Annotated in this window: 19 protein-coding genes and 1 tRNA gene; 10 read left to right on the plus strand and 10 right to left on the minus strand. The window is 69.0% G+C overall.

All coding sequences use genetic code 11. The features are described 5' to 3' along the window. Positions 1 to 3 precede the first annotated feature (3 nt). The 5 genes from BMW35_RS02860 to BMW35_RS02880 all read right to left on the minus strand — a co-directional run bounded on the left by BMW35_RS02860 (position 4) and on the right by BMW35_RS02880 (position 5,921). Positions 4 to 1,053, minus strand: coding sequence for a BMP family lipoprotein (locus BMW35_RS02860; RefSeq protein WP_089667894.1), 1,050 nt, complete (start codon positions 1,051 to 1,053; stop codon positions 4 to 6). Between the two features lie 108 nt (positions 1,054 to 1,161). Further along, a complete protein-coding gene (locus tag BMW35_RS02865) occupies positions 1,162 to 2,523 on the minus strand; it encodes a phosphohexomutase domain-containing protein (protein ID WP_089667895.1) in 1,362 nt (453 codons plus the stop codon). 74 nt (positions 2,524 to 2,597) lie between these two features. Further along, a complete protein-coding gene (locus BMW35_RS02870; protein WP_089667896.1) occupies positions 2,598 to 3,071 on the minus strand; it encodes a DUF5793 family protein in 474 nt (157 codons plus the stop codon). Positions 3,072 to 3,124: 53 nt separating this feature from the next. Beyond that, the gene (locus tag BMW35_RS02875) at positions 3,125 to 3,340 is read right to left on the minus strand and encodes a DUF8007 family protein (protein WP_089667897.1); all 216 of its coding nucleotides are present in this window, start codon (positions 3,338 to 3,340) and stop codon (positions 3,125 to 3,127) included. A gap of 49 nt (positions 3,341 to 3,389) precedes the next feature. Further along, positions 3,390 to 5,921, minus strand: a complete 2,532-nt coding sequence (locus BMW35_RS02880) for an efflux RND transporter permease subunit (RefSeq protein WP_089667898.1) — start codon at positions 5,919 to 5,921, stop codon at positions 3,390 to 3,392. A 108-nt stretch (positions 5,922 to 6,029) separates the two neighbouring features. Here BMW35_RS02880 and BMW35_RS02885 point away from each other — a divergent pair, with 108 nt between their 5' ends. Genes BMW35_RS02885 through BMW35_RS02895 form a run of 3 tightly spaced genes read left to right on the plus strand, consistent with a single transcriptional unit; the run spans position 6,030 to position 7,848 of the window. After that, the gene (locus BMW35_RS02885; RefSeq protein WP_089667899.1) at positions 6,030 to 6,800 is read left to right on the plus strand and encodes a TrmB family transcriptional regulator; all 771 of its coding nucleotides are present in this window, start codon (positions 6,030 to 6,032) and stop codon (positions 6,798 to 6,800) included. A gap of 50 nt (positions 6,801 to 6,850) precedes the next feature. After that, positions 6,851 to 7,231, plus strand: a complete 381-nt coding sequence (locus BMW35_RS02890) for a cupin domain-containing protein (protein ID WP_089667900.1) — start codon at positions 6,851 to 6,853, stop codon at positions 7,229 to 7,231. Beyond that, entirely contained in the window at positions 7,228 to 7,848 is a 621-nt protein-coding gene (locus tag BMW35_RS02895) for a DUF8052 family protein (protein WP_089667901.1), read from the plus strand. The genes BMW35_RS02890 and BMW35_RS02895 overlap by 4 nt, the downstream gene beginning before the upstream one ends. A gap of 65 nt (positions 7,849 to 7,913) precedes the next feature. Here BMW35_RS02895 and BMW35_RS02900 read toward each other — a convergent pair whose 3' ends face one another. The 3 genes from BMW35_RS02900 to BMW35_RS02910 form a co-directional block, all read right to left on the minus strand. Beyond that, on the minus strand, positions 7,914 to 9,788 hold the full coding sequence (locus BMW35_RS02900; protein WP_089667902.1) for a carbon starvation CstA family protein: 1,875 nt from the start codon (positions 9,786 to 9,788) through the stop codon (positions 7,914 to 7,916). Positions 9,789 to 10,010: 222 nt separating this feature from the next. Then, positions 10,011 to 10,985 carry an ArsA family ATPase gene (locus BMW35_RS02905; RefSeq protein WP_089667903.1) on the minus strand — a complete coding sequence of 325 codons (975 nt, stop codon included), beginning with the start codon at positions 10,983 to 10,985 and terminating at the stop codon, positions 10,011 to 10,013. Between the two features lie 65 nt (positions 10,986 to 11,050). After that, positions 11,051 to 11,347 carry a DUF7990 family protein gene (locus BMW35_RS02910; RefSeq protein ID WP_089667904.1) on the minus strand — a complete coding sequence of 99 codons (297 nt, stop codon included), beginning with the start codon at positions 11,345 to 11,347 and terminating at the stop codon, positions 11,051 to 11,053. A gap of 96 nt (positions 11,348 to 11,443) precedes the next feature. Between BMW35_RS02910 and BMW35_RS02915 the strand changes: the two genes are divergently transcribed. After that, the gene (locus BMW35_RS02915) at positions 11,444 to 12,670 is read left to right on the plus strand and encodes a CobW family GTP-binding protein (protein WP_089667905.1); all 1,227 of its coding nucleotides are present in this window, start codon (positions 11,444 to 11,446) and stop codon (positions 12,668 to 12,670) included. A gap of 11 nt (positions 12,671 to 12,681) precedes the next feature. Here BMW35_RS02915 and BMW35_RS02920 read toward each other — a convergent pair whose 3' ends face one another. Both BMW35_RS02920 and BMW35_RS02925 read right to left on the minus strand, forming a co-directional pair. Continuing rightward, positions 12,682 to 12,909 (minus strand): hypothetical protein, encoded by a 228-nt coding sequence (locus tag BMW35_RS02920; RefSeq protein WP_089667906.1) that lies wholly within the window; start codon positions 12,907 to 12,909, stop codon positions 12,682 to 12,684. 39 nt (positions 12,910 to 12,948) lie between these two features. Then, positions 12,949 to 13,353 (minus strand): SRPBCC family protein, encoded by a 405-nt coding sequence (locus BMW35_RS02925; RefSeq protein ID WP_089667907.1) that lies wholly within the window; start codon positions 13,351 to 13,353, stop codon positions 12,949 to 12,951. A gap of 82 nt (positions 13,354 to 13,435) precedes the next feature. On the opposite strand from BMW35_RS02925, the gene BMW35_RS02930 reads away from it, so the two are divergent. The 6 genes from BMW35_RS02930 to BMW35_RS02955 all read left to right on the plus strand — a co-directional run bounded on the left by BMW35_RS02930 (position 13,436) and on the right by BMW35_RS02955 (position 19,321). Continuing rightward, positions 13,436 to 13,651, plus strand: a complete 216-nt coding sequence (locus tag BMW35_RS02930; protein ID WP_089667908.1) for a DUF8107 family protein — start codon at positions 13,436 to 13,438, stop codon at positions 13,649 to 13,651. A 60-nt stretch (positions 13,652 to 13,711) separates the two neighbouring features. Next, positions 13,712 to 14,641 (plus strand): D-2-hydroxyacid dehydrogenase, encoded by a 930-nt coding sequence (gene ddh / locus BMW35_RS02935; RefSeq protein ID WP_089667909.1) that lies wholly within the window; start codon positions 13,712 to 13,714, stop codon positions 14,639 to 14,641. Positions 14,642 to 14,716: 75 nt separating this feature from the next. Then, positions 14,717 to 16,366, plus strand: a complete 1,650-nt coding sequence (locus tag BMW35_RS02940) for a type II/IV secretion system ATPase subunit (RefSeq protein ID WP_089667910.1) — start codon at positions 14,717 to 14,719, stop codon at positions 16,364 to 16,366. 1 nt (position 16,367) lies between these two features. Then, positions 16,368 to 18,464, plus strand: coding sequence for a type II secretion system F family protein (locus tag BMW35_RS02945; RefSeq protein ID WP_089667911.1), 2,097 nt, complete (start codon positions 16,368 to 16,370; stop codon positions 18,462 to 18,464). Then, positions 18,461 to 19,084, plus strand: a complete 624-nt coding sequence (locus BMW35_RS02950; protein ID WP_089667912.1) for a class I SAM-dependent methyltransferase — start codon at positions 18,461 to 18,463, stop codon at positions 19,082 to 19,084. Before BMW35_RS02945 ends, BMW35_RS02950 begins: the two co-directional genes overlap by 4 nt. Positions 19,085 to 19,250: 166 nt before the next feature. After that, positions 19,251 to 19,321 (plus strand) — tRNA-Gly (locus BMW35_RS02955). Positions 19,322 to 19,622: the final 301 nt, after the last annotated feature.

A 19,622-nucleotide genomic window follows, 5' to 3' on the forward strand; every position in this document is an offset into this window, starting at 1 on the left:
CGACTAGGGTTCCGTCGGAACGTCGATGTCCCCCGCGATGAGTTCGTCCCGGGTCTCGGAGATCGTGTCCTTGACGTCCTGGGGAATCTCCGAACCGAGCTCGTCGCCGTACACCGCGGCGACGCCGTCGTCGTCGAGACCGAGTCGAGTGGTCTCGCCGCCCTTGAAGTTACCATTGTCGACCGCCTCGACCGCTTCGAAGATGGCGGTGTCGACTCGCTTGACCATGCTCGCGAGGATGACATCGGAGAAGTCGGACTGCGTGACGGACTGGTCGCGGTCCACGCCGATGGCGAACTTCCCGAGGTCCTGTGCGGCGCGGAAGACGCCGACGCCGGTCGCGCCGGACGCGTGGTAGACGATGTCGGCACCGGAGTCGTACATCGAGCGCGCCTGGGACTGTCCCGCGGACGGGTCGTTGAAGCTCCCGACGTACGACGACAGCACGTCGATGTCCCCGTCGACGCTCTTCGCGCCGGCCTTGAAGCCGGCCTCGAACTTCTTGATGAGCGGGGACTCGATGCCGCCGACGAACCCGACGGCGTTGGTGTCCTGACCGGTCGCGCCCGCGCCGGCACTGAAGTCCCGCTGCGTGAGCATCCCCGCCATCTCGCCGACGAGGTAGGAGCCGGTCTCCTCGCGGAACCGGTAGCTCGCGACGTTGTCTCTGTCGACCGTCTCGTCGATGAGCGTCCACTTCTGGTCCGGGAACTCCTCCGCGTTCGTCGTCAGCGCGTCCTTCTGCGCGAAGCCGATGCAGTTCACGAGGTCGAAGCTGCCGTCCTGTGCGTACTGCTGCTGGGCGGACGCGAAGTCGGAGTTGCTCTCGGGCTGGGACTCCTCGTACGTGATGCCCAGCTCGTCCTCTGCCTGTTCGAGGCCCTGCTGGGCCTGGTCGTTGAACGACCCGTCGCCGAGCCCGCCGGTGGCGTACACCATGCCGACCTTCGTACTGTCACTGCCGCCGCCCCCGCCAGTACAGCCAGCGAGTAGTGATGCGCCAACCGTGCCCCCCGTCAGCTTCAGGAATTTTCGTCGATCGAACTCGGCCATGCTTGCCAATAGTCAGGGCGAGAACTCGTGATAAACGTGCCGTTTTGTCCAGCTACCGTCGGCGATATCGACATCTATAGGCCCGCACCGTCCCGTCCCGAGTGAACGTCACGCGTCCTCAACGGCGTCCCGAACGACGCCGACCGCGGCTTCGACGAGGTCGTCGACGTCCTCGCTCTCGGCGTACACGCGGACGTAGGGTTCGGTGCCGGACGGCCGCACGAGCACCCACGAAGCGTCCGGGAAGGACAGCCGGACGCCGTACTCGGTGTCGACGTCGGCGTCCGGGAACGCCGCGGGGAGGTCGTCACCGAGCGCGGCCATCACCGCCGCTTTCTCGTCGTCGGGGCACTCGACGCTGACCTTCCGGTACGGGCGTTCCGTGACCGGCTCTCGGAGCGGCGCGAGCCCCCCGGCGTCGGCCGCGAGCCGGGACAGGATGGCCGCGGAGGTCACGCCGTCTATCCAGCCCCCGAACCCGGTGTGGACGTGCTTCCAGGGTTCGGCCGCGAACACGACGTCGCCGCCGTCCTCGCGCGCCGCGGCGATGCCCTCGTGGAGCGCGCCGAGTCGAACGCGCTCGACGCGACCCCCGGCCGCCTCGACGCGCTCGTCGATGCGGGCGCTCGCGTTCGGCGTTGTCACCACGACGGGGTCGTCGGCGTCGCTCGCGTCCGTGTAGTGCTCCGCGAGGACGGCGACGACGGTGTCCTCGTGGACGACGTCGCCGTCGCCGTCGACGAGCACGATGCGGTCGGCGTCACCGTCGTGGGCGATACCGAACGCGGCGTCGCCGTTCGCGACGAACTCCCGGAGGTCGGTGACCGTCTCCGGTGTCGGCTTGCTCGGCCGGCCGGGGAAGTGGCCGTCGACGTTCGCGTTCAGCGTGACGACGTGCGCGCCGAGCGCCCGCAGCACCTGCGGCGTGGCGAGCGCGGCGACGCCGTTCCCGCAGTCCACGGCGACGGTGAGGCCGGCCAGCGGCGCACCGTGCTCGCTGGCGTACTCCGTGACGGCCGCCCGGTAGTCTGGGAGCACGTCGAGTGACTCCGTGTCGCCCCACTCGTCCCAGGTCGCGTAGCTCGCGCCGTCCGCGACGCTCGCCTCGACGGCGCGCTCGGCGTCGCGGTCGTACTCCTCACCGTCCACGAACAGCTTGATGCCGTTGTCCTCCGGCGGATTGTGGCTCGCCGTGAGCTGGATGCCGCGCCGCCCTCGGCTGGCGTACGCGAGCGCCGGCGTCGGCAGCACGCCCGCTCTGAGGACGCGAGCGCCCGCCGACTCCAGGCCGGCCGTCGCCGCCGCGGCGAGCGCCGGGCCGGTCACTCGGCCGTCCCGCGACACGACGAACTCGCGGTCGCCGCCGTCGCGCGCCTCACTCGCCGCCGCGGTCCCGACAGCCAGCGCCAGTTCAGGGTCGACGGTCTCGGCCGCGTCCCCCCTGATGCCTGCCGTCCCGAAGAGGTCCATGGGCGACGGCAGCGGGCCCGCGCACTTAGCTATCCCTATTCCAGAACCAGCCCGGGCGGCCGCCCCGGCGCGCCTCAGAGTTCGACGCCGCTCGGGATGAGACTGTGACCGCGGAGGAGGTCGCCGTCGCTGCTGTAGACGAGGAACGTGGCTTTCTCGTAGACGGCGAGTACACCGTCGTCGACGCGAATCTCGACGCGGTAGCGGCCGTCGCCGTCGTCCGTGGACTCGCCGTAGCGGCGGGCGGCCCGGACGAACTGGAGCACGTCCTCGGCGTCGACGTTGAGTTCGAGGACGAAGTCCCCGGTGATGCGGTTCGTGACCGAGACGACGCCGCTGGCGTCCGGGTCGTCCACGTCGTCGGTCAGCCGGAAGCCGGCGTCCGTCCCCTCGGCGTCGAGGAGTTCGCCCGTGTTGTCAGTGAGTCGGTCACGGAGCTCGTCGGCGGGCCCCGCGAAGTCGATGGCGACGTTCGGCTTCTCGGGGCTGCCGCTGCCGTCCACCCAGTCGACGTTCGACACGTCCAGTTCGAAGTAGTCCCGGCGCATTCCCTACAGACCAGTTGGGTGGACGGGGAAATGAACGTAACGCCCGTTGCGGGTCACCGGCCGTACGCGAACTGTTCGACCGCGTCGTTCAGCCGCGCGGTGACGCGGCGGGTCCACGCGACGGGGTTCACTCGCGTCAACTCCGACTCCTCGACCTCGATACGGTCGTCGCCGAACGGGTCGCGGCCCTCGTCTTCGTCGACGGCCGCGTCGACGACTGTCGTCATCGAGCAGCGGCCGCAGGCCTCGGTCGGACTCTCGTTTCCCATGGGTGTCCGTCACACGCCCAGGGGCAAAGGTCTGCCGGCGGCAGCGGGCTCAGCCGCCAGTGACGGCGTGGCCGCGGTGCCGGTGCCAGAGCGCGAGCAGGCTCGGGAGCACGAGGACGCTGGCGACGAACGCGAACGCGATGGCCGTGCTGGTGACGGCACCGAACCGCCGCAGCGAGGGGACGAGCGCGAGCACGAGCACGCCGAAGCCAGCGGCCGTCGACGCCGCGCTCGCGAGCAGCGCGCCGCCGGTGCCCGTGACGGTGGCGTCGAGCGCGTCGAAGACGTCGGTCGCGGCCCCGAGTTCGTCGAGGAACCGTTCGCTGACGTGGATGGCGTAGTCGACGCCGAGCCCGATGGCGATGCTCGCGATGATTGCGGTCTCCGTGGTGAACGGGATGCCGAGGAGGTACATCGCGCCGAGAATCCAGCCGAGCGCGGCGACCACCGGCACCATCGTCACGGCACCGAGCAGGGGCGTACCGTGCCGGCGGTAGAACAGCGCCGTGAGGAACGCGAGGATGACGCCGAGCGTGATGAGGAACGTCTCCACGAGCGTCCGCAGGAGCGCCGACTGCACCACCTGGTCGACGACGGGCGGGCCGGTGGCGGTGACGGTGAGCGCGGAGTCACCGCGGACGGTGTCGGCGACCGACCGCATCTCGCTGGTGATGGCGGCGGTGGTGGCGCTCGCAGAGACCGTGATGCGGGTGTCGAGCGCCCGGTACTCGCCGTCGCTCCGGGCGACCACGGCGCTCGCGCGGTCCGGCGCGGTCTCGTAGAGGCCGTCGTAGACGGCTGCGAGGTTCGCCTCGGGGACGCCGTCGCCGTCCGGGTCGTTGCGCTCGACGAGCGCGGCGAACGTCTCGTTCTCGGCGGCCGTCTGGCGGATTGCGGTCACCGGACTGTCGAGCGCCGGGCGGCCGTTCGCGAGCGTGACGGCCGAGGAGGCGTTCGGGACCGCGGCGTCACCGGCGGCCACGCGGTCGAGTGTTTCGGGGTCCGTGACCGCTCCCTCGACCAGCACGTGGACCGTCGTTCTGTCCCGCGACTGGGCGAAGTTGTCGTTCAGGAAGACCGCGCCCTCGCGGATGTCGTAGTCGCTTGGCGCGAACGGTCCGGGCAGCGAATCCATCCACTCCGGGGAGTCCCGCGGCAGGAAGTCGACCTGGTCGATGGACGTGTCGATGTCGGTCGCTGCGTACCCGCCGCCAGCGCTCACGACGAGCGCGAGCACGACCACGACGACGGGTGCGGTTCGGGCGAGCGTCGTGCCGGCTCCGACGACGCGCTCGGCGGTGCCGCTCGACCCGAACGCGGGCTTCCGGCGGTCGACGCCGAACCGTTCGAGGAGGGCGTCGAGTTCGAGTTTGGCCGCGGGCAGCAGCGCGCCGAAGACGACGAACGCGGAGGCGATGCCGACTGCACTGACGAGGCCGAAGTCGGCGATGGACTGGATGGGACTGACCGTGTTCGAGAGGAACCCGACAACCGTCGTGAACGTCGTCGCGGCGATGGCCACGGTGACACCCGCGAGGCCGACGCGCATCGCCTCCTGAACCGGCGCGTCGGGGTCGGCCTCGCGGGCCTCCCGGTAGCGCATCACGACGTGCAGCGCGTAGTCGATGGAGAGCCCGACGAGCAGGAACGGCACGGCGATGAGAATCTGGGTGACGCCGATGCCCGCCCACCCCATGAAGCCGCCCATCCAGACGAGCGTGACGAGTGTGCCGGCGAGCGCGAGCGCGACGTCCACGACGTCCCGGTAGGCGACGCCGAGCACGCCGAGAATCAACAGGAGCGCGACCGGCGTGATGAGCGCGAAGCTCTCACCCGTCGCCCGCGTGGACTCGTCGTCGACGATACCTGCGCCGAAGACGAACGCGTCACTGGTCTCGACGTACTCGTCGGCGAGTCCCCGGGTCGCCAGCTGGGCGTCGACGACGGCCTCGGACAGCGACTCGCCGCCGTCGGTCGCCTGCCTGACGAACAGGACCCGGGCGCTCGCCGTGGTGCTGCCGGGCTCGTAGTCAGTCGCCAGCAGCGAGTAGGGGTCGACGCCCGGCGTCTCCCGCTCGGGGTCGAGCACCGCGGCGACCGTCGCCTCGACCTCGCTGGCGCTCATGGCTTCGAGTTGGGCGATCTGCTCGTCCAGCGTCGGCCGCGTCGGTGGGCCCGCCCCGTCGCCGCTGCCGGCGTGGACGGCCGCCGTCGCGACGAGGTTCCCGACGCCGACGGTCGGCTGGCCGGCCGCCAGCGTTCCCCCGATGGCGTCGTCGGTGCGGACCGCGCGCTGGAACCGCAGCGTCTCCAGCAGCGAGTCCCGCGAGAGGACGTTGTCGCTGCGCACGACGACCTGCATCGACGTGGTGTTGCGGTCGCCGGTGTCGAAGGTCTCGCGGACGTAGTCGAGTTTCTGGGCCTCCGTCGAGTCGCTGCCGAACGAGGCGATTGAGAGCCCGCCGTCGACGCCGGTCGCGCTGGCCCCCATCGCGAGCGTGAGGACCAGCAGGACGGCGAGTATCGGGCGACTGTACCGTGTGAGTGTCGCGGCGTAGCGGTCGGCGAGTCCGTCGCTCATTGGTCGACGTGTCGCCGCCAGCAACTTAGCTGTTTGTAGAATCCTACAATATTTCTTGAGTCGGGAGGCGAACGCTCTTCAGTCCGGCCCGCGGACTCGGAGGCGACGATGAGCGCACACGACGCCGTCGACGCGCTGCGCGACCTCGGGCTCTCGAACTACGAGGCCCGTGTGTTCGTCGCGCTCCAGCGGCTCGGCGACGGCACCGCTCAGGACGTCGCCGCGGTCGCGGACGTCCCGCGCTCGCAGGTGTACGGCGCTGCCGACGACCTCGCCGACAGAGGGCTCCTGGAGGTCGTCGAGTCCTCGCCGAAGACGTACCGGCCCGTCTCACTGGAACGCGCCCGAGCCCAGCTCCGGGAGCGAATCGACCGCCAGCAGGCCCGCGCGTTCGACAACCTCGAAGCAGTCGCCGGCGACCACGGGGACCGGACCGACGCGGGCGACGTCGCGACGCTCCGCGGCCACGGCCCCATCCGTGACCGCGCGGTCGACCTCGTGGAGCGCGCCGACGACCAGGTGGTACTCGTCGGCGCAGGCGCAGCCACCATGCGGGACGACCTCGCGGCGGCGCTCGACGAGCGCGCCGCGGCCGGCATCGACGTGACAGTGGTGACGGCGGACTCCGCGCTCGCCGACCGGCTATCGGACGCGCGAGTAATCGTCTCCGAGGCGTCCGCCGACGAGGGGTACGCGGGTCGCACGCTGCTCGTCGACGACGCGACGGTCCTGCTGTCGGTCCCGACCGACGACGGCCACGAGCCGTTCGACGAGGTGGCGATGTGGACCGCCGGGACCCGCATCGGGCACATTCTCGCGCGGTTCGTCCACGCCGGCATGGAGTCCGGGCTCGACGACGGCGCGCTCGACGGCCGGTAGGGACTGCCGGGACGCGACGGCCTTTTACCCTCCCTGTGGTATCTTGGCACATGGGATACCGCGTCGTCGACACGGAGACAGTCCAGCCGGCCGAGGGCCGTCCCTGCGAGTACCGCGGCCTCACCGAGCCCGCGGACCTCTCACAGCTGGCGCTCAACTACTTCTGTGCCGAACCCGGCGAACAAGCGCCGCTCGCCTACCACTACCACGAGACCCAGGAGGAGGCGTTCTACGTCCTCTCCGGGACCCTCCACGTGGAGACGCCCGAAGGAGACCTGACGGTCCCGGAGGGCAGCCTGTTCGCCGCGGACCCCGAGAGCCCGCACCGCGCGTACAACCCCGAGGACGCCGACGACGCCGTCGAGTTGCTCGCGGTGGGCGCACCGCCGGCCGACGATGACGCTGTCCCCTACGACCCCGAGGACGAATGAGCGACACCGAGAGCGCGGCGAGAGACCCGGAGGAGCTCCCCGAGGAGATTCGCGAGGAGGTGCCGGCGTGGGACGACGAGTACTTCGACCGCGTCGGCGACCGACTGATGTACAGCTACGACCTCGAACGCGACTACGCGGTGCGCGGCCACTCGTTCGCGCTGTACGGCGAACTCCGGATGGAGAGCCAGAAGCAGTTCCTCCACCCGGCGCTGAACTACGCCGACCACGAGACCCGCGAACACGTCTTCGCGCGGCGCGCCGGCGAACCGACAGTCGCGGATCTGCGGGCGCTCGTCGACCTCGGTCACGACCTCGCCGACGACTGGATCGACGCCGACGAGGAACACTACGAGACGAACTTCACGTTCGTGCTCGTCGCAGACAGCCTCTCGGACGCCGTGCAGTCGTTCGTCTCCGGGTTCCGGGACCGCACGCTCCTGAAGTACGGCTACTACGGCTGCTACGAGGTGAACCTCGTCGTCGTCGCGCCCGACGACGAGAACGGTGTCGCCAGTCAGGAGGCCGACGTCCTCCAGGCGTTCGCGCTCTGGGGCGACGTCGAACGGCCCGACGAGGGGTTCTTCTCGCGGTTCGCGAAGCGTTTCTGGAACTGACCGGCGCGGCCGCTCTCCGGCGCGAGTAGAGGGCGGAAATGGCGGGGACTGTGACGAACGACGCGTCAGTCGTCGCTCGGGTCGGCCGCCGGTTCGCGGCCGCTCCGAACGCTCGTGATGTTTCCGTAGCCGATGCGCACCAGCGACAGCGCGAGGTAGATCAGCACGACCGCGAGCACGACGCGCACGCCGGCCGACGCTTGCGCACCGATTCCCGTCGCACCGCCCTGAATCAGCTGGTCGTAGAGCTGTTCCTTGAACGCGATCCATGACAGCCCGAGCACAGTGACGACGACCATGATGGCCATCGGAACACCCGTGCTGACGAGCTGCTTGGACTCGTCCCAGTTAGCGAGCCACACCGTGCCCGTCAGCAGCGCGAGCGCGGCGAGCAGCTGATTCGCACCGCCGAACAGCGTCCACAGCGTGTTCCACTCGCCGGAGATGACGAGTACGTACGCGACGACACACTGGACGATGGGGTTCGTGTACCGGCCGCGAGCGAACGACCCGATGCCGCCGGAGAGACCGGTCTCGGAGCCGCTTCCCTGCGTTCCGACGATCTCCTCCATCATATAGCGACCGAGCCGCGCGGCCGTGTCGGTGGAAGTCAGCAGGAAACTCACGAGCACGAGCGCCATGAACGGCGCGCCGAACTCGGCGGAGAGGCCGAGGCTCGTGAGGATGGTGCCGCCGCCCGCCGCGAAGTTCGGCAGCGCGCCACCGATGTTGCCGGCCGTGGCAGCGCTGGCCGCGCCCGCCACGGCGAGCGTGGAGATTGCGACGGCGGCGAGCAGCCCCTCACCGAGCATGCCGCCGTAGCCGATGAGCCGCGCGTCGCTCTCCTTGTTGAGCTGTTTCGCGGTCGTCCCCGAGGACACCAGTGAGTGGAAGCCACTGATGGTCCCACAGGCGATGGTGACGAACAGCATCGGGAACAGGGGGAACGGCGACACTGCGTCGACCCCGAGGAACCCGGTAAACGGTTCGAGGCTGTCGGCGATGACGAGCGGTTCGGTTGGCGTGATGGCCGAGATGCCGAAGGCGGACCCGATAGTCCCGGCGACGATGGCGAGCAGCGCGCCGCCGACGCCCGCGTACAGCAGGAACGACGACAGGTAGTCACGCGGCTGGAGCAGCACCCAGACTGGGAGCGCGCTCGCCAGCGCCGCGTACACCAGAATTACCGGCACCCACGCGGCGGTGTTGCCGCCGAGGGCTCCCGCGCCGGGCACCCACGAACCGGTTCCGCTGAAGAGGATGAACGTTCCCGCGGGGTGCGCGGCGTCGCCCGCTAACTCGAACAGCGCGAACGGGTACTGGACGCCGAGCCAGACGCCAGCGAACACGCCGGCGACGAACACGACGGTGCCGGGGATGAACGGGCCGTCGAGCTGGTAGAGGTAGATGCCGAACGCGAACGCCAGCGCGATGTACACGAAGCTCGCGGTGGCTGCCGACGGGTACGCGTTCAGCACGATGCCGACGACGAGCGCGAACACCGCCACCACGAGAATGATGGTGAGGAAGGCGAACCACAGCAGCATGTCCTTCCCGCGCTCGCCGACGTACTCGCCCATGATGTAGCCGATGGACTTTCCCTCGTGTCGCATCGACCCGGACAGCGAGATGAAGTCGTGGACGGCCCCCATCAGGGGGTTCCCGATGGCGACCCACGCGAGCGCCGGAGCCCAGCCCCAGATTGCGCCCGCCGTGATGGGGCCGACGATGGGTGCGCCGCCCGCGATGCTCGAGAAGTGGTGTCCGAGCAGCACTGGTTTCTTCGCCGGTACGTACTCCTGTCCGTCTTCGTACTTGTGTGCCGGGGTCTCGCGGGAGTCGTCCAGGTCCACGAATCGGGAGAGGTACTTCGAGTACCCCACGTATCCCACCGTGAACGTGACGAGTACCGCGGCCACGATCCAGATTACTTGCGTCATTACAGTCCCACCTCGTGCGAGTCATTCACAGACTATTATTTATGTGTTTGTATCCAAGTGAAATCCTCGTACGGAACGGCTTTCATTCCGCATTTGTCGAATCGAAAGGACGACTGAATCCGGGTGAGACCCCACGAACTGTCGTCGAGCGGACTCGTCGCGGCTCGGGTAGTCTGTGCATAACAGCGGCCGCGCGCGGCGAGGACAATCTGACGTCTCCGCTCAGACGAACGTCGGCGGCTCCGCGCGCACCTCGACGTCGAGTTCGGCCGCAACGTCCTCGAGCAGGTCGCCCTGAACCTCGCGGGTGCGGAACTCGATTTCGGCGACGAGCGGCGGGTCGAACGTCTCCCGCACGCGCTCGACCCGCTCGCGCTCGGTCTCGACGCGGTCCCGGAGGTAGCGGGCCCCTCGTCCGTCCTCGTCGTCGTCCGGGGACGGTGCGAGCTTGTTCGCCACGAGCCCGCGGACGCCGAGGTCCTCGCCCTCCAGGTCGGCGATGGCGCGCTCCGTCTCGTTCAGCGAGAGCGTGTCCGGGTTCAGCACGAGGAAGAACGCGGCGTCGTTGCGGAGCGCGCCGCCTGCGTATTCGAAGAACTCCTTGCGCTCCCGGAGTCGCTCCAGGACGGGGTCGCCGTCCATCACGCGGCGGGGTTCGTTGTTCCCGATGGCGGCCTTCTCGAAGAGGTCGATGCTCTGCTCGCGCTTGTGCATCAGGCGGTTCACCCAGCCCTCCATGAACTCCGGGAGCGCGAGCAAGCGCAGCGTCGACCCGGTCGGTGCCGTGTCGAAGACGACGCGGTCGTAGGGGTCGCTGTGCCGCATCACGTCGACGAACCGGTCGAACAGCGCCGACTCGTAGGCACCCGGCGTCTGGTGGGCCATCTCCAGTTGCTGGTTGATCTCGTTGACCATCGCCGCCGACACCTGGTCGGAGAGCCGGCGACGGATGTCGTCGAGGTGAGCGGTCACCTCCTCCTCGGGGTCGATTTCGAGGGCGTCCAGATTGTCGATGCCCGCGACGGGCTCCGGTTCGTCGCCGAACTGCTGGTCGAAAACGTCGGAGACGGAGTGTGCGGGGTCGGTGGAGACGACGAGCGTGTCCACATCCTCGTTCGCGCACTTCACGCCGTACGCGCAGGAGACGGTCGTCTTGCCGACGCCGCCCTTCCCGCCGACGAACACGAACGGCTCCATCTATCGCGTCACCCGGCTGTCCGCGCAGTGCTCGGTCTCGGCGTGGCTGTCGTGTGGTCCCTGCATCAGAAGTGGTACTGCTGGCCTTTCCGCTCCATGTAGCTGTCGCGGTCCCAGAGCCGTCGCTCCCAGGCCTCGAACTCGTCCTCGATGTACGGGAGCAGCTCGGCGGTGTAGTAGGAGACGGGCGACGGGATGCCGAAGGCGTCCGGGAAGCACGCCAGCAGGAACGCGTCCTCGGCGTCCTCGGCCTCCTTCTCGATTTTCTCGTAGGCCGGGTGGGTAATCATGCCGTGGTAGAGCCCCCGGAGCCACTCTTCGAGGGTCGCCCGGTAGGATTCGATGCGGTCGGCCAGCGTCATGGGCGAGGATACGAACCCGTGCGGTAAAAGCTGTCGTCCCACGCAGTGGGGTGCTGGGAGCGGGAGCCTGAAGGAGGGCGGCCCGAATCGGGGGGTATGAACGAACGCATTCCCGTGACGGTGCTGTCCGGCAGCCTCGGCGCGGGGAAGACGACGCTGCTGAACCACGTTCTGCGGAACGCGGGCGACCGCGACGTCGCCGTCCTCGTCAACGACATGGGCGACGTGAACGTGGACGCCGAGCTCGTCGCCGAGGGCTCGGAGACGGACGTCGCCGGCGGCGTCACGGAGCTGTCGAACGGCTGCATCTGCTGTGAGCTCCAGGACGATCTGGAGTCGGCGGTGGTGCGGCTGGCGACCGAGCGCGAGTTCGACCACCTCGTCGTCGAGTCCTCGGGCATCTCGGAGCCCGCGCCGGTCGCGCGGCTGTTCACCGCCGAGTCGCGGGCGGCGGCCCGGTACCGAGTGAACGCGCTCGTGACGGTCGTGGACGCCCGCCTGCTCGTGGACACCTTCGGCGGCGACGGTACTCCGGAGCGACGCGGCACCGGCGAGGAGGACCGCCCGCTCTCGGACCTGCTCGTGGAGCAGATCGAAGTCTCGAACGCCGTCCTCCTGAACAAGGCCGACCTCTGCAGCGAGGCGGAGCTCGACCGCGCCGAGGAGCTCGTCGCCGCGCTCCAGCCGGACGCCGAGACGCGCCGAACGGAGTTCTCGGCGGTCGACCCGGACTGGCTGTTCGACCTCGACAGCTTCGAGGAGACCGGAGTCGAGGACCTCCCCGGCTGGAAGCGCGCGCTGGCGGAAGGTGACCACGACCACGACGAGGGAGAAGACCACCACGGCCACCGCCACCCGGACGAGGTGTACGGCGTGTCGTCGTTCACGTTCCGTCGGCGGCGGCCGTTCCACCCGGAGCGGTTCGCGGCCGTGCTGCGGGACCTCCCGGACGGCGTCGTGCGCTCGAAGGGGACGACGTGGGTCGCCGGCTCGGAGTTTCGGCAGACGGTCGCGCAGGCCGGCCCGTCGGTGCGCGTGACCGCCCGCGGCCCCTGGATTGCGTCGCTGCCCGAGGTCCAGCGCGACCTCTACAGGTCGAACCGGCCGAGCCTGAAGTGGGACGACGAGCACGGTGACCGCCGCACGGAGTACGTCGTCATCGGCACGGACTTCAACGAGGCCGCGCTCCGGGAGCGACTGGAGGGCGCGCTCGTCACCGACGACGAGTGGGAGAAGGCCGAGGCGCTCCCTACGGAGCCGTTTCCGACGGAGAACGGCGAGGAAGCGGTCGTCTGCGAGCCGACGCCGGTCGACGCCGAGTGAGCGGCCGTCGGTCAGCAGGCGCAGTCGTCGGCGTGGGACCGCTCGAAGCGCATCGCGTCGCCGCAGTCCGGACACGTCGGCGTGCCGCCGTCGGCGAGCGTCAGTCCCTCGTCGTCGACATCGACGTCGCGGACGCGAACGTCGCAGTCGTCACACCAGTACGCGCCGTCGGACTGCTCGGCGGCCGCAGCGTCGTCGGTGTCGGGGCCGAGCGACGACACCACGTCAATAATGCCCATACACGTAGTTGAGTGTCGGGGTCCTTAGTTCTCGCCCCGTCAGGTTTCGGCGTCGATGCGGTCGAGCAGCCGGTCGAGTTCGCCGCCGCGCTTCCAAGCCGCCACGCGGTCCGCGAACGGCACCGGCGACCCGAACGCCACCGAGGAGGCTGCCGTCACGCGCGCCCCCTCGTCCTCGGCCGTCACGCGCAGTCGCGTCGTCATCTCTTCGAACGGCCCGCCACCGCCGACCTGCTCGTAGCGGTAGCCGTCGTCGAGTTCGACGAACCGCAGGCGGAGTTTCACGCCCGTCCCACCGGCGGTCACGACGGTATCGTCGCCGTCCGCGTCCACGTCGAAGACGTCGAAGCTCCCCTCCCAGTCGACGACCGTCGTCGGCGACAGCAGCCGCAGGACTTCGGCGGGCGTCCCCCGAACCCGTCGCGTCCGTTCCACGTCGCGCATACCGGACGATGCCACCCTGGGGCCTTAGCGTCTGGCACCGGGACCGCCAAGAGCTAAGTGCCGGTCCCACTCGCTTGCCCACATGGACGACACCGACCCGGACGGCTTCGGGGCCGGCGCGGAACAGTCGAAGGGCGACCCGCGCGTCGTGCTCGCGCTGAACGTCGTGCTCTCGACCCTGTTCGCGGTCACCATCGCGTGGGGGATGGGGTTCGTCGGCTTCCTGGAGTTCAACCTCGTGAACACGGCGACCATCGCCATCCTCCTGTTCGCCGTCGCGTACGCCGTCAGCAAGTAGTGGGCTCGGAGTGCCGGAGCCGGTACACTGTAGGGAGTCGCTGCGGAATCCAGACCCGACATGACACGCACCCTCGGCATCCACGACTCCGTCGGGGCGGTGTTCCCGCCCGCGGTACTCGCCGCCGAACTCGACGGCCCCGACGCGGTCGACGTCTCGATTGTCGGCACCGGCGACCTCGATGGTCTCGACGCGCTCGTGACGTTCGCCCACGACGACGCCTTCCTCGAAGCGGACCTCCGGTGGGTTCACTCCGTACAGGCGGGCGTGGACAAGTTCCCGCTCGGCGAGTACGAGGCCCGCGGCATCACCGTCACCAACAGCACGGGACTGCACGGCGCGTCGGTCGGCGAGACCGTCGCGGGCTACATGCTCTCGTTCGCGCGCCGCCTCCACGAGTACCGGTCGAACCAGGAGCGCTCCGAGTGGGCGTGGGCGGACCGCGAGGACTCGTTCACCGTCGACGGCTCCTCGGTGTCGGTCGTCGGCCTCGGCACGCTCGGCAAGGGCATCGCCGCGCGCGCCGACGCCCTCGGCATGGACGTCACAGGGGTCAAGCGCACGCCCACGCCGGTCGACCACGTCGACCGCGTCCACCCGACCGGCGAACTCCACGAGGCCATCGCGGACGCGAAGTTTGTCGCGCTCGCCGTCCCGCTCACCGACGACACGGAGAGCATGGTCGGGGACGCGGAGTTCGCCGCGATGCGCGACGACGCGGTCCTCCTGAACGTCGCCCGCGGGCCGGTCGTCGACCAGAGCGCGCTCGTCGACGCGCTCCGGAACGACGAACTCGCCGGCGCTGCCCTCGACGTCTTCGAGACGGAGCCGCTGCCCGAGGACTCGCCGCTGTGGGACTTCGACGACGTGATTGTCACGCCGCACGCGGCCGCAGCGACCCGTGACTACCCCGAGAACATCGCCGCGCTCGTCACCGAGAACGCCCGTCGGCTGGCGGCCGGCGAGCGCCTCGGAAACACCGTGGTGTAGGAGCGTCCCCGCCGGCCCCGACGCCGTGGCCGGGCAGTTTTTAAGTTCACGCGAGCGAAGAAGTCAGTAGAACCGATGGCCGAGGACTTCCTCGCGGGACTCGACGACGGCCTCGACGGACTCCGACAGCGCGCCCGCCGCGTCGTCGAAGTGCTCCAGGGCTCCGCAGTGGACGTCCCCGAGTACGACCCGCAGGCCCACGGCTCGCTCGTCTCCTTCGACGGGCTCGACGGCTTCGAGGAGGTCGACCGCTACTGGGTGAACGCGCCCTACGCCTTCGTCTTCATCGGCTTCGACGACGAGAACGACGAACACCGATACCAGGTCGTCGAACCGCACCTCGACGATTTCGAGCAGGACCTCCTGGACACGCTCTACGACGACATCCGGGACACCCTCATCTACGACGCCACGTACGACCCGGACGACCGGGAGGCCGTCCTCAAGGCCCAGATGCAGCGGCTGCTCTCCGAGTACGCCGTCGACATCGACCCGAACGCGTTCTACCGGCTGTTCTACTACCTCCACCGCGCCTTCGAGGGGTTCGAGAAGCTCGACCCCCTGATGCAGGACCCCCACATCGAGGACATCTCCTGCGACGGCTACGAACTCCCGCTGTTCGTCTACCACACCGAGTACACGGACATCGAGACGAACGTCAGCTACGGCAAACAGGAACTCGACAGCTTCGTCGTGCGCCTCGCACAGCAGTCCGGCCGCCACATCTCCATCGGCGACCCCGTCACGGAGACGACGCTGCCGGACGGCTCGCGGGCCGAACTCGCACTCGGCGACGAAGTCACTCCCCGCGGGTCGGCGTTCACCATCCGGAAGTACAGCGAGGAGCCGTTCACGCCCGCGACGCTCGTCGACTACAACACGTTCGACCTCGACCAGATGGCGTACCTCTGGCTCGCCATCGAGTCCAACAAGAGCCTCATCTTCGCGGGCGGCACCGCCTCCGGGAAGACCACGTCGATGAACGCCGTCTCCATGTTCGTGCCGCCGCGCTCGAAGGTCCTCACCATCGAGGACACCCGCGAGCTCGCGCTCTACCACGACAACTGGCTGTCCTCGGTCACCCGCGAATCGGGGGGTGGCGGCGACGACATCACGATGTACGACCTGCTGCGGTCCGCGCTCCGCCACCGCCCCGAGTACATCGTCGTCGGCGAGGTGCGCGGCGAGGAAGCGATGACGCTGTTCCAGGCGATGAACACCGGCCACACGACGTACTCCACGATGCACGCCGACAGCGTGCAGACGGTCATCAACCGCCTCGAGAACGACCCCATCAACGTCCCCCGGGCGATGATTCAGAGCCTCGACATCCTCTGCGTGCAGACGCTCACGCACGTCGGCGACGAGCGCGTCCGCCGGAACCGCGTCATCGCCGAAATCGAGGGCATCGACCAGCGCACCGGCGACCTCGACTACTCCACGGCCTTCGAGTGGAACGCCACGAGCGACAGTTTCGACCAGCGCGACTCGAACGTCCTGGACGAGATTCAGGAGGAACGCGGCTGGTCCCGCAGCGAACTCCTCCGCGAACTCCAGAACCGCAAGGCGGTCCTCCAGTACCTCGTCGAACAGGACGTCACCGACTACCGGCGGTTCACCGCGCTCGTCAACGAGTACTACGCCCAGCCCGAGCGCGTCGTCGACCGCGTCACGGAGGCGCTCGACGCCGAGGTCACCGTCGACGCGCCGGGCGTCACTGACTGAGATGGTGCTGGTCTACCTGCCGCTGGCGGCCGTCTTCGCGGTCCTCCTCGTCGTGACGCTCGCGACCGTCGTCGCACCCATCGACCGGGCGCTCTCGCGGGCCGCCATCGCTATCTTCGGGCGGTTCGCGCGCGAGCGCCAGACCGCGAACCCCGACCAGCTCGCGGCGCTCCGCGGTGCCCACGTGCCACAGACGTACCAGCTGTACGCCGCCCGCACCTACCTCTTCTCCTCGGTCGCCGCGCTCACCGCGAGCCTGCTCGGCGTCTACCTCGTCGCCGGCATCCTGGTCTTCCTCGGGAACGCCGGCGAGAGCCTCCGCAGCCAGTTCCCGGCCGCCGTTCAGGGCCTGTTCGTCGAGAGCGTCGCGGCCTTCTCCGTCGGCGAGCTGTTCGTCGTCTTCCTCGCGTCGGGGGCCACGCTCGGCGTCGTCGCGGCCTACGCCGCCTACAAGGTCCGGTGGCTGCTCCCCAGCTACGAGGCCGGCGAGCGCGCGCGCCGCATCGACGCCTCCATGGAGCGCACGGTCGCGTTCATGTACGCGCTCTCCCGGAGCGGCATGACGCTCTCGGACGTCCTCCGCATCCTCGCACGCAACCAGGCGGTGTACGGCGACGCCGCCCGGGAGATGGCCGTCGCCGTCAAAGACGTCGACCTCTACGGCGCGGACGTCATCGAGTCGCTCCAGCGGCTCTCCGAACGCACCCCGAGCGACGACCTCTCGGAGTTCACAGAGAACCTCGGCAGCGTCCTGCAGTCCGGCCGCGACCTCCCGAGCTTCCTCAAACAGGAGTACGACTACTACTCGGAGGAGGCCGAAGCGAACCAGGAGCAGTTCCTCGAACTGCTCGCGACGCTCGCGGAAGCCTACGTCACCGTGCTCGTCGCCGGCCCCCTGTTCCTCATCACCATCCTCGTCGTCATCGGGCTCACCATCGGCGGCACCCTCGACTTCCTCCAGCTCACGGCGTTCTTCCTCATCCCAGCGGCGACCGTCGCGTTCGTCGTCTACCTGGACTCCATCACCGACGCCGCGACCGGCGGCACCAGCGAAGAGGACGGAAACACTGACGAGGGGCTGCGGTTCCAGTCTATCCCCTCGCCCGTCGCGGCCACCGACGGCGGCGTCGGTTCGACCGACACGCGGACCGCGAACCGCGAACGGTTCGCCGTCCACGAGCGCCTCCGACCGATCCTCTACCGACTCCGGAACCCCACGACTGTGGTTCTCGAGAACCCGACGGTGCTGTTCTGGGCGACAGTTCCGATAGCCGTGCTCTACCTCGGCGTCCAGTGGTGGGGGCCGCTGACCGCGGGCGTCCTCGAGGCGACCGCGTACGACGACGCGCTCGTCCACGCCACCCTGTTCGTCCTCGGGTCGTTCTCGCTCGCGTACGAGATATCGCGACGCCGCCGGAAAGCCGTCGAAGCCGGCGTCCCGGACTTCCTCGACCGGTTCGCGTCGACGAACGAGGCGGGCATGGCGGCCGTCGAGAGCTTCGGCCGCACCGTCGAGGGCGAACTCGGCGCGCTCACCCAGGAACTCGAACGCACCTGGGCCGACGTCCAGTGGGGTGCCCGCATGGAGAACGCCTTCGAGCGGTTCCGCGACCGCGTCGACACGCCGGCAATCTCCCGCGTCGTGACGCTGACGACGAACGCGATGTCGGCGAGCGGCGACCTCGGGCCGGTGCTCCGCATCGCCGCGGACGAAGCGAAGGCGACCCGCCGGCTGGAGCGCGACCGCCGGAACGAACTGCTGACGTACCTCGTCGTCATCTACATCGCGTTCTTCGTGTTCATCGCCATCGTCGGCGCGCTGGACGTCATCTTCATCCCGAACATCCCGACGCAGTCGGCTGCGCCGGCCGTCGACGCCGGCAACGCGGTCGACACCGGACCGTTCTCGCAGGCCGGCCAGCTCACCGAGGCGAAGAAGGAGGCCTACAGCACGGTGTTCTTCCACACCGGGCTCGTGCAGGCGGTCTGCTCGGGGCTGGTCGCCGGGCAGATGGGTGAAGGGACGGTGAAGTCGGGCGCGAAGCACGCGACCGTAATGCTGGCAATCGCGTACGGCGTCTTCCTGCTCATCGGATGACTGACGTTCACCACACGTACGACCGCATCGCCGGCCACTTCGCGCAGACTCGCGAGTACCCGTGGCCCGAGGTGGAGTCGTTCCTCGACGGCAGGACGGCCGAGGTCGCCCTGGATTTGGGCTGCGGGAACGGCCGGCACGCCGAACTGCTCGCGGAGCGCGCCGACCGCGTGCTCGGCGTCGACGCCAGCACGGGCCTCCTGCAGGAGGCAAGCGAGCGCGCCAGCGACCGCGAGTTCGCGGTCGACCTGGTCGCCGGCGACGCCGCCCGGGTGCCGCTGCGGGCCGACTCCGTCGGGCTCGCCGTCTACGTCGCGACGCTGCACCACCTCCCGGACCGACGGGCGCGCGTCGCGAGCCTCGACGAACTGGCTCGCGTCCTGCGCGCTGACGGGGCCGCCGTCGTCTCCGTCTGGAGCACGGAACACGACCGGTTCGACCAGAACGAGGGATTCGACACGACTGTGGACTGGACGCTACCGGGCGGCGAGACGGTCCCCCGGTTCTACCACGTCTACGACCCCGCCGAGTTCGACGCCGACCTCGCGGCCAGCGGACTCTCGGTGGTGGCGTCGTTCGTCTCCAGCGGCAACTGTTACGCCGTCGTCACGCCGGAGTAGGGCGAACAGGCGGACGCACTCGCTGTCGTCGCGCGGCGCGTCCGCCGGGTTCGCTCGGCCGCGCGACGGCGACAGTCAGACCACGCCGGGCGCGGTCCCGGCATCGGGTTTGAATCCTCGCCCGAAGGGAAACGCCCATAAACGACGGCGGGGAACGTGGAAGTGAGCGCCGGTGGTCTAGTGGTAGGACTTGAGCCTTCCAAGCTCATGGCCCGGGTTCAATTCCCGGTCGGCGCACTAATTCTACACTTAGATTCCCTCTAGTGGCAATTTTAGGATTCGTATGTAGGATATTTATACACGAAAATAAGCGTGGTTCCACTGAGAACGACTCTCGTTGTTAGAATTACCAATTTTATTATGTTCTTGGGGATGGTGTACGCGAACGATGCTCGAGGACGAGGCGGAGGCCGACTAGTCGGGCGTCTGAGTGGCGGGGCTCTTGGTTCGGTGAGCCGGAACGAACCGCGGGTGAATAGCCCCATCCGTGATGGGGTGCTATTCTCAGCACTGAAACTGGAATGCGTACGCTTTTCCG

Source organism: Halobacterium jilantaiense, from assembly GCF_900110535.1.
Classification (GTDB): domain Archaea; phylum Halobacteriota; class Halobacteria; order Halobacteriales; family Halobacteriaceae; genus Halobacterium; species Halobacterium jilantaiense.

What these genes read in the sequence shown, in the direction of transcription:
- BMW35_RS02860 (WP_089667894.1), bottom strand. Translation starts at nt 1,053, where the DNA reads ATGGCCGAGTTCGATCGACGAAAATTCCTGAAGCTGACGGGGGGCACG.
- BMW35_RS02865 (WP_089667895.1), bottom strand. Translation starts at nt 2,523, where the DNA reads ATGGACCTCTTCGGGACGGCAGGCATCAGGGGGGACGCGGCCGAGACC.
- BMW35_RS02870 (WP_089667896.1), bottom strand. Translation starts at nt 3,071, where the DNA reads ATGCGCCGGGACTACTTCGAACTGGACGTGTCGAACGTCGACTGGGTG.
- BMW35_RS02875 (WP_089667897.1), bottom strand. Translation starts at nt 3,340, where the DNA reads ATGGGAAACGAGAGTCCGACCGAGGCCTGCGGCCGCTGCTCGATGACG.
- BMW35_RS02880 (WP_089667898.1), bottom strand. Translation starts at nt 5,921, where the DNA reads ATGAGCGACGGACTCGCCGACCGCTACGCCGCGACACTCACACGGTAC.
- BMW35_RS02885 (WP_089667899.1), top strand. Translation starts at nt 6,030, where the DNA reads ATGAGCGCACACGACGCCGTCGACGCGCTGCGCGACCTCGGGCTCTCG.
- BMW35_RS02890 (WP_089667900.1), top strand. Translation starts at nt 6,851, where the DNA reads ATGGGATACCGCGTCGTCGACACGGAGACAGTCCAGCCGGCCGAGGGC.
- BMW35_RS02895 (WP_089667901.1), top strand. Translation starts at nt 7,228, where the DNA reads ATGAGCGACACCGAGAGCGCGGCGAGAGACCCGGAGGAGCTCCCCGAG.
- BMW35_RS02900 (WP_089667902.1), bottom strand. Translation starts at nt 9,788, where the DNA reads ATGACGCAAGTAATCTGGATCGTGGCCGCGGTACTCGTCACGTTCACG.
- BMW35_RS02905 (WP_089667903.1), bottom strand. Translation starts at nt 10,985, where the DNA reads ATGGAGCCGTTCGTGTTCGTCGGCGGGAAGGGCGGCGTCGGCAAGACG.
- BMW35_RS02910 (WP_089667904.1), bottom strand. Translation starts at nt 11,347, where the DNA reads ATGACGCTGGCCGACCGCATCGAATCCTACCGGGCGACCCTCGAAGAG.
- BMW35_RS02915 (WP_089667905.1), top strand. Translation starts at nt 11,444, where the DNA reads ATGAACGAACGCATTCCCGTGACGGTGCTGTCCGGCAGCCTCGGCGCG.
- BMW35_RS02920 (WP_089667906.1), bottom strand. Translation starts at nt 12,909, where the DNA reads ATGGGCATTATTGACGTGGTGTCGTCGCTCGGCCCCGACACCGACGAC.
- BMW35_RS02925 (WP_089667907.1), bottom strand. Translation starts at nt 13,353, where the DNA reads ATGCGCGACGTGGAACGGACGCGACGGGTTCGGGGGACGCCCGCCGAA.
- BMW35_RS02930 (WP_089667908.1), top strand. Translation starts at nt 13,436, where the DNA reads ATGGACGACACCGACCCGGACGGCTTCGGGGCCGGCGCGGAACAGTCG.
- ddh (WP_089667909.1), top strand. Translation starts at nt 13,712, where the DNA reads ATGACACGCACCCTCGGCATCCACGACTCCGTCGGGGCGGTGTTCCCG.
- BMW35_RS02940 (WP_089667910.1), top strand. Translation starts at nt 14,717, where the DNA reads ATGGCCGAGGACTTCCTCGCGGGACTCGACGACGGCCTCGACGGACTC.
- BMW35_RS02945 (WP_089667911.1), top strand. Translation starts at nt 16,368, where the DNA reads ATGGTGCTGGTCTACCTGCCGCTGGCGGCCGTCTTCGCGGTCCTCCTC.
- BMW35_RS02950 (WP_089667912.1), top strand. Translation starts at nt 18,461, where the DNA reads ATGACTGACGTTCACCACACGTACGACCGCATCGCCGGCCACTTCGCG.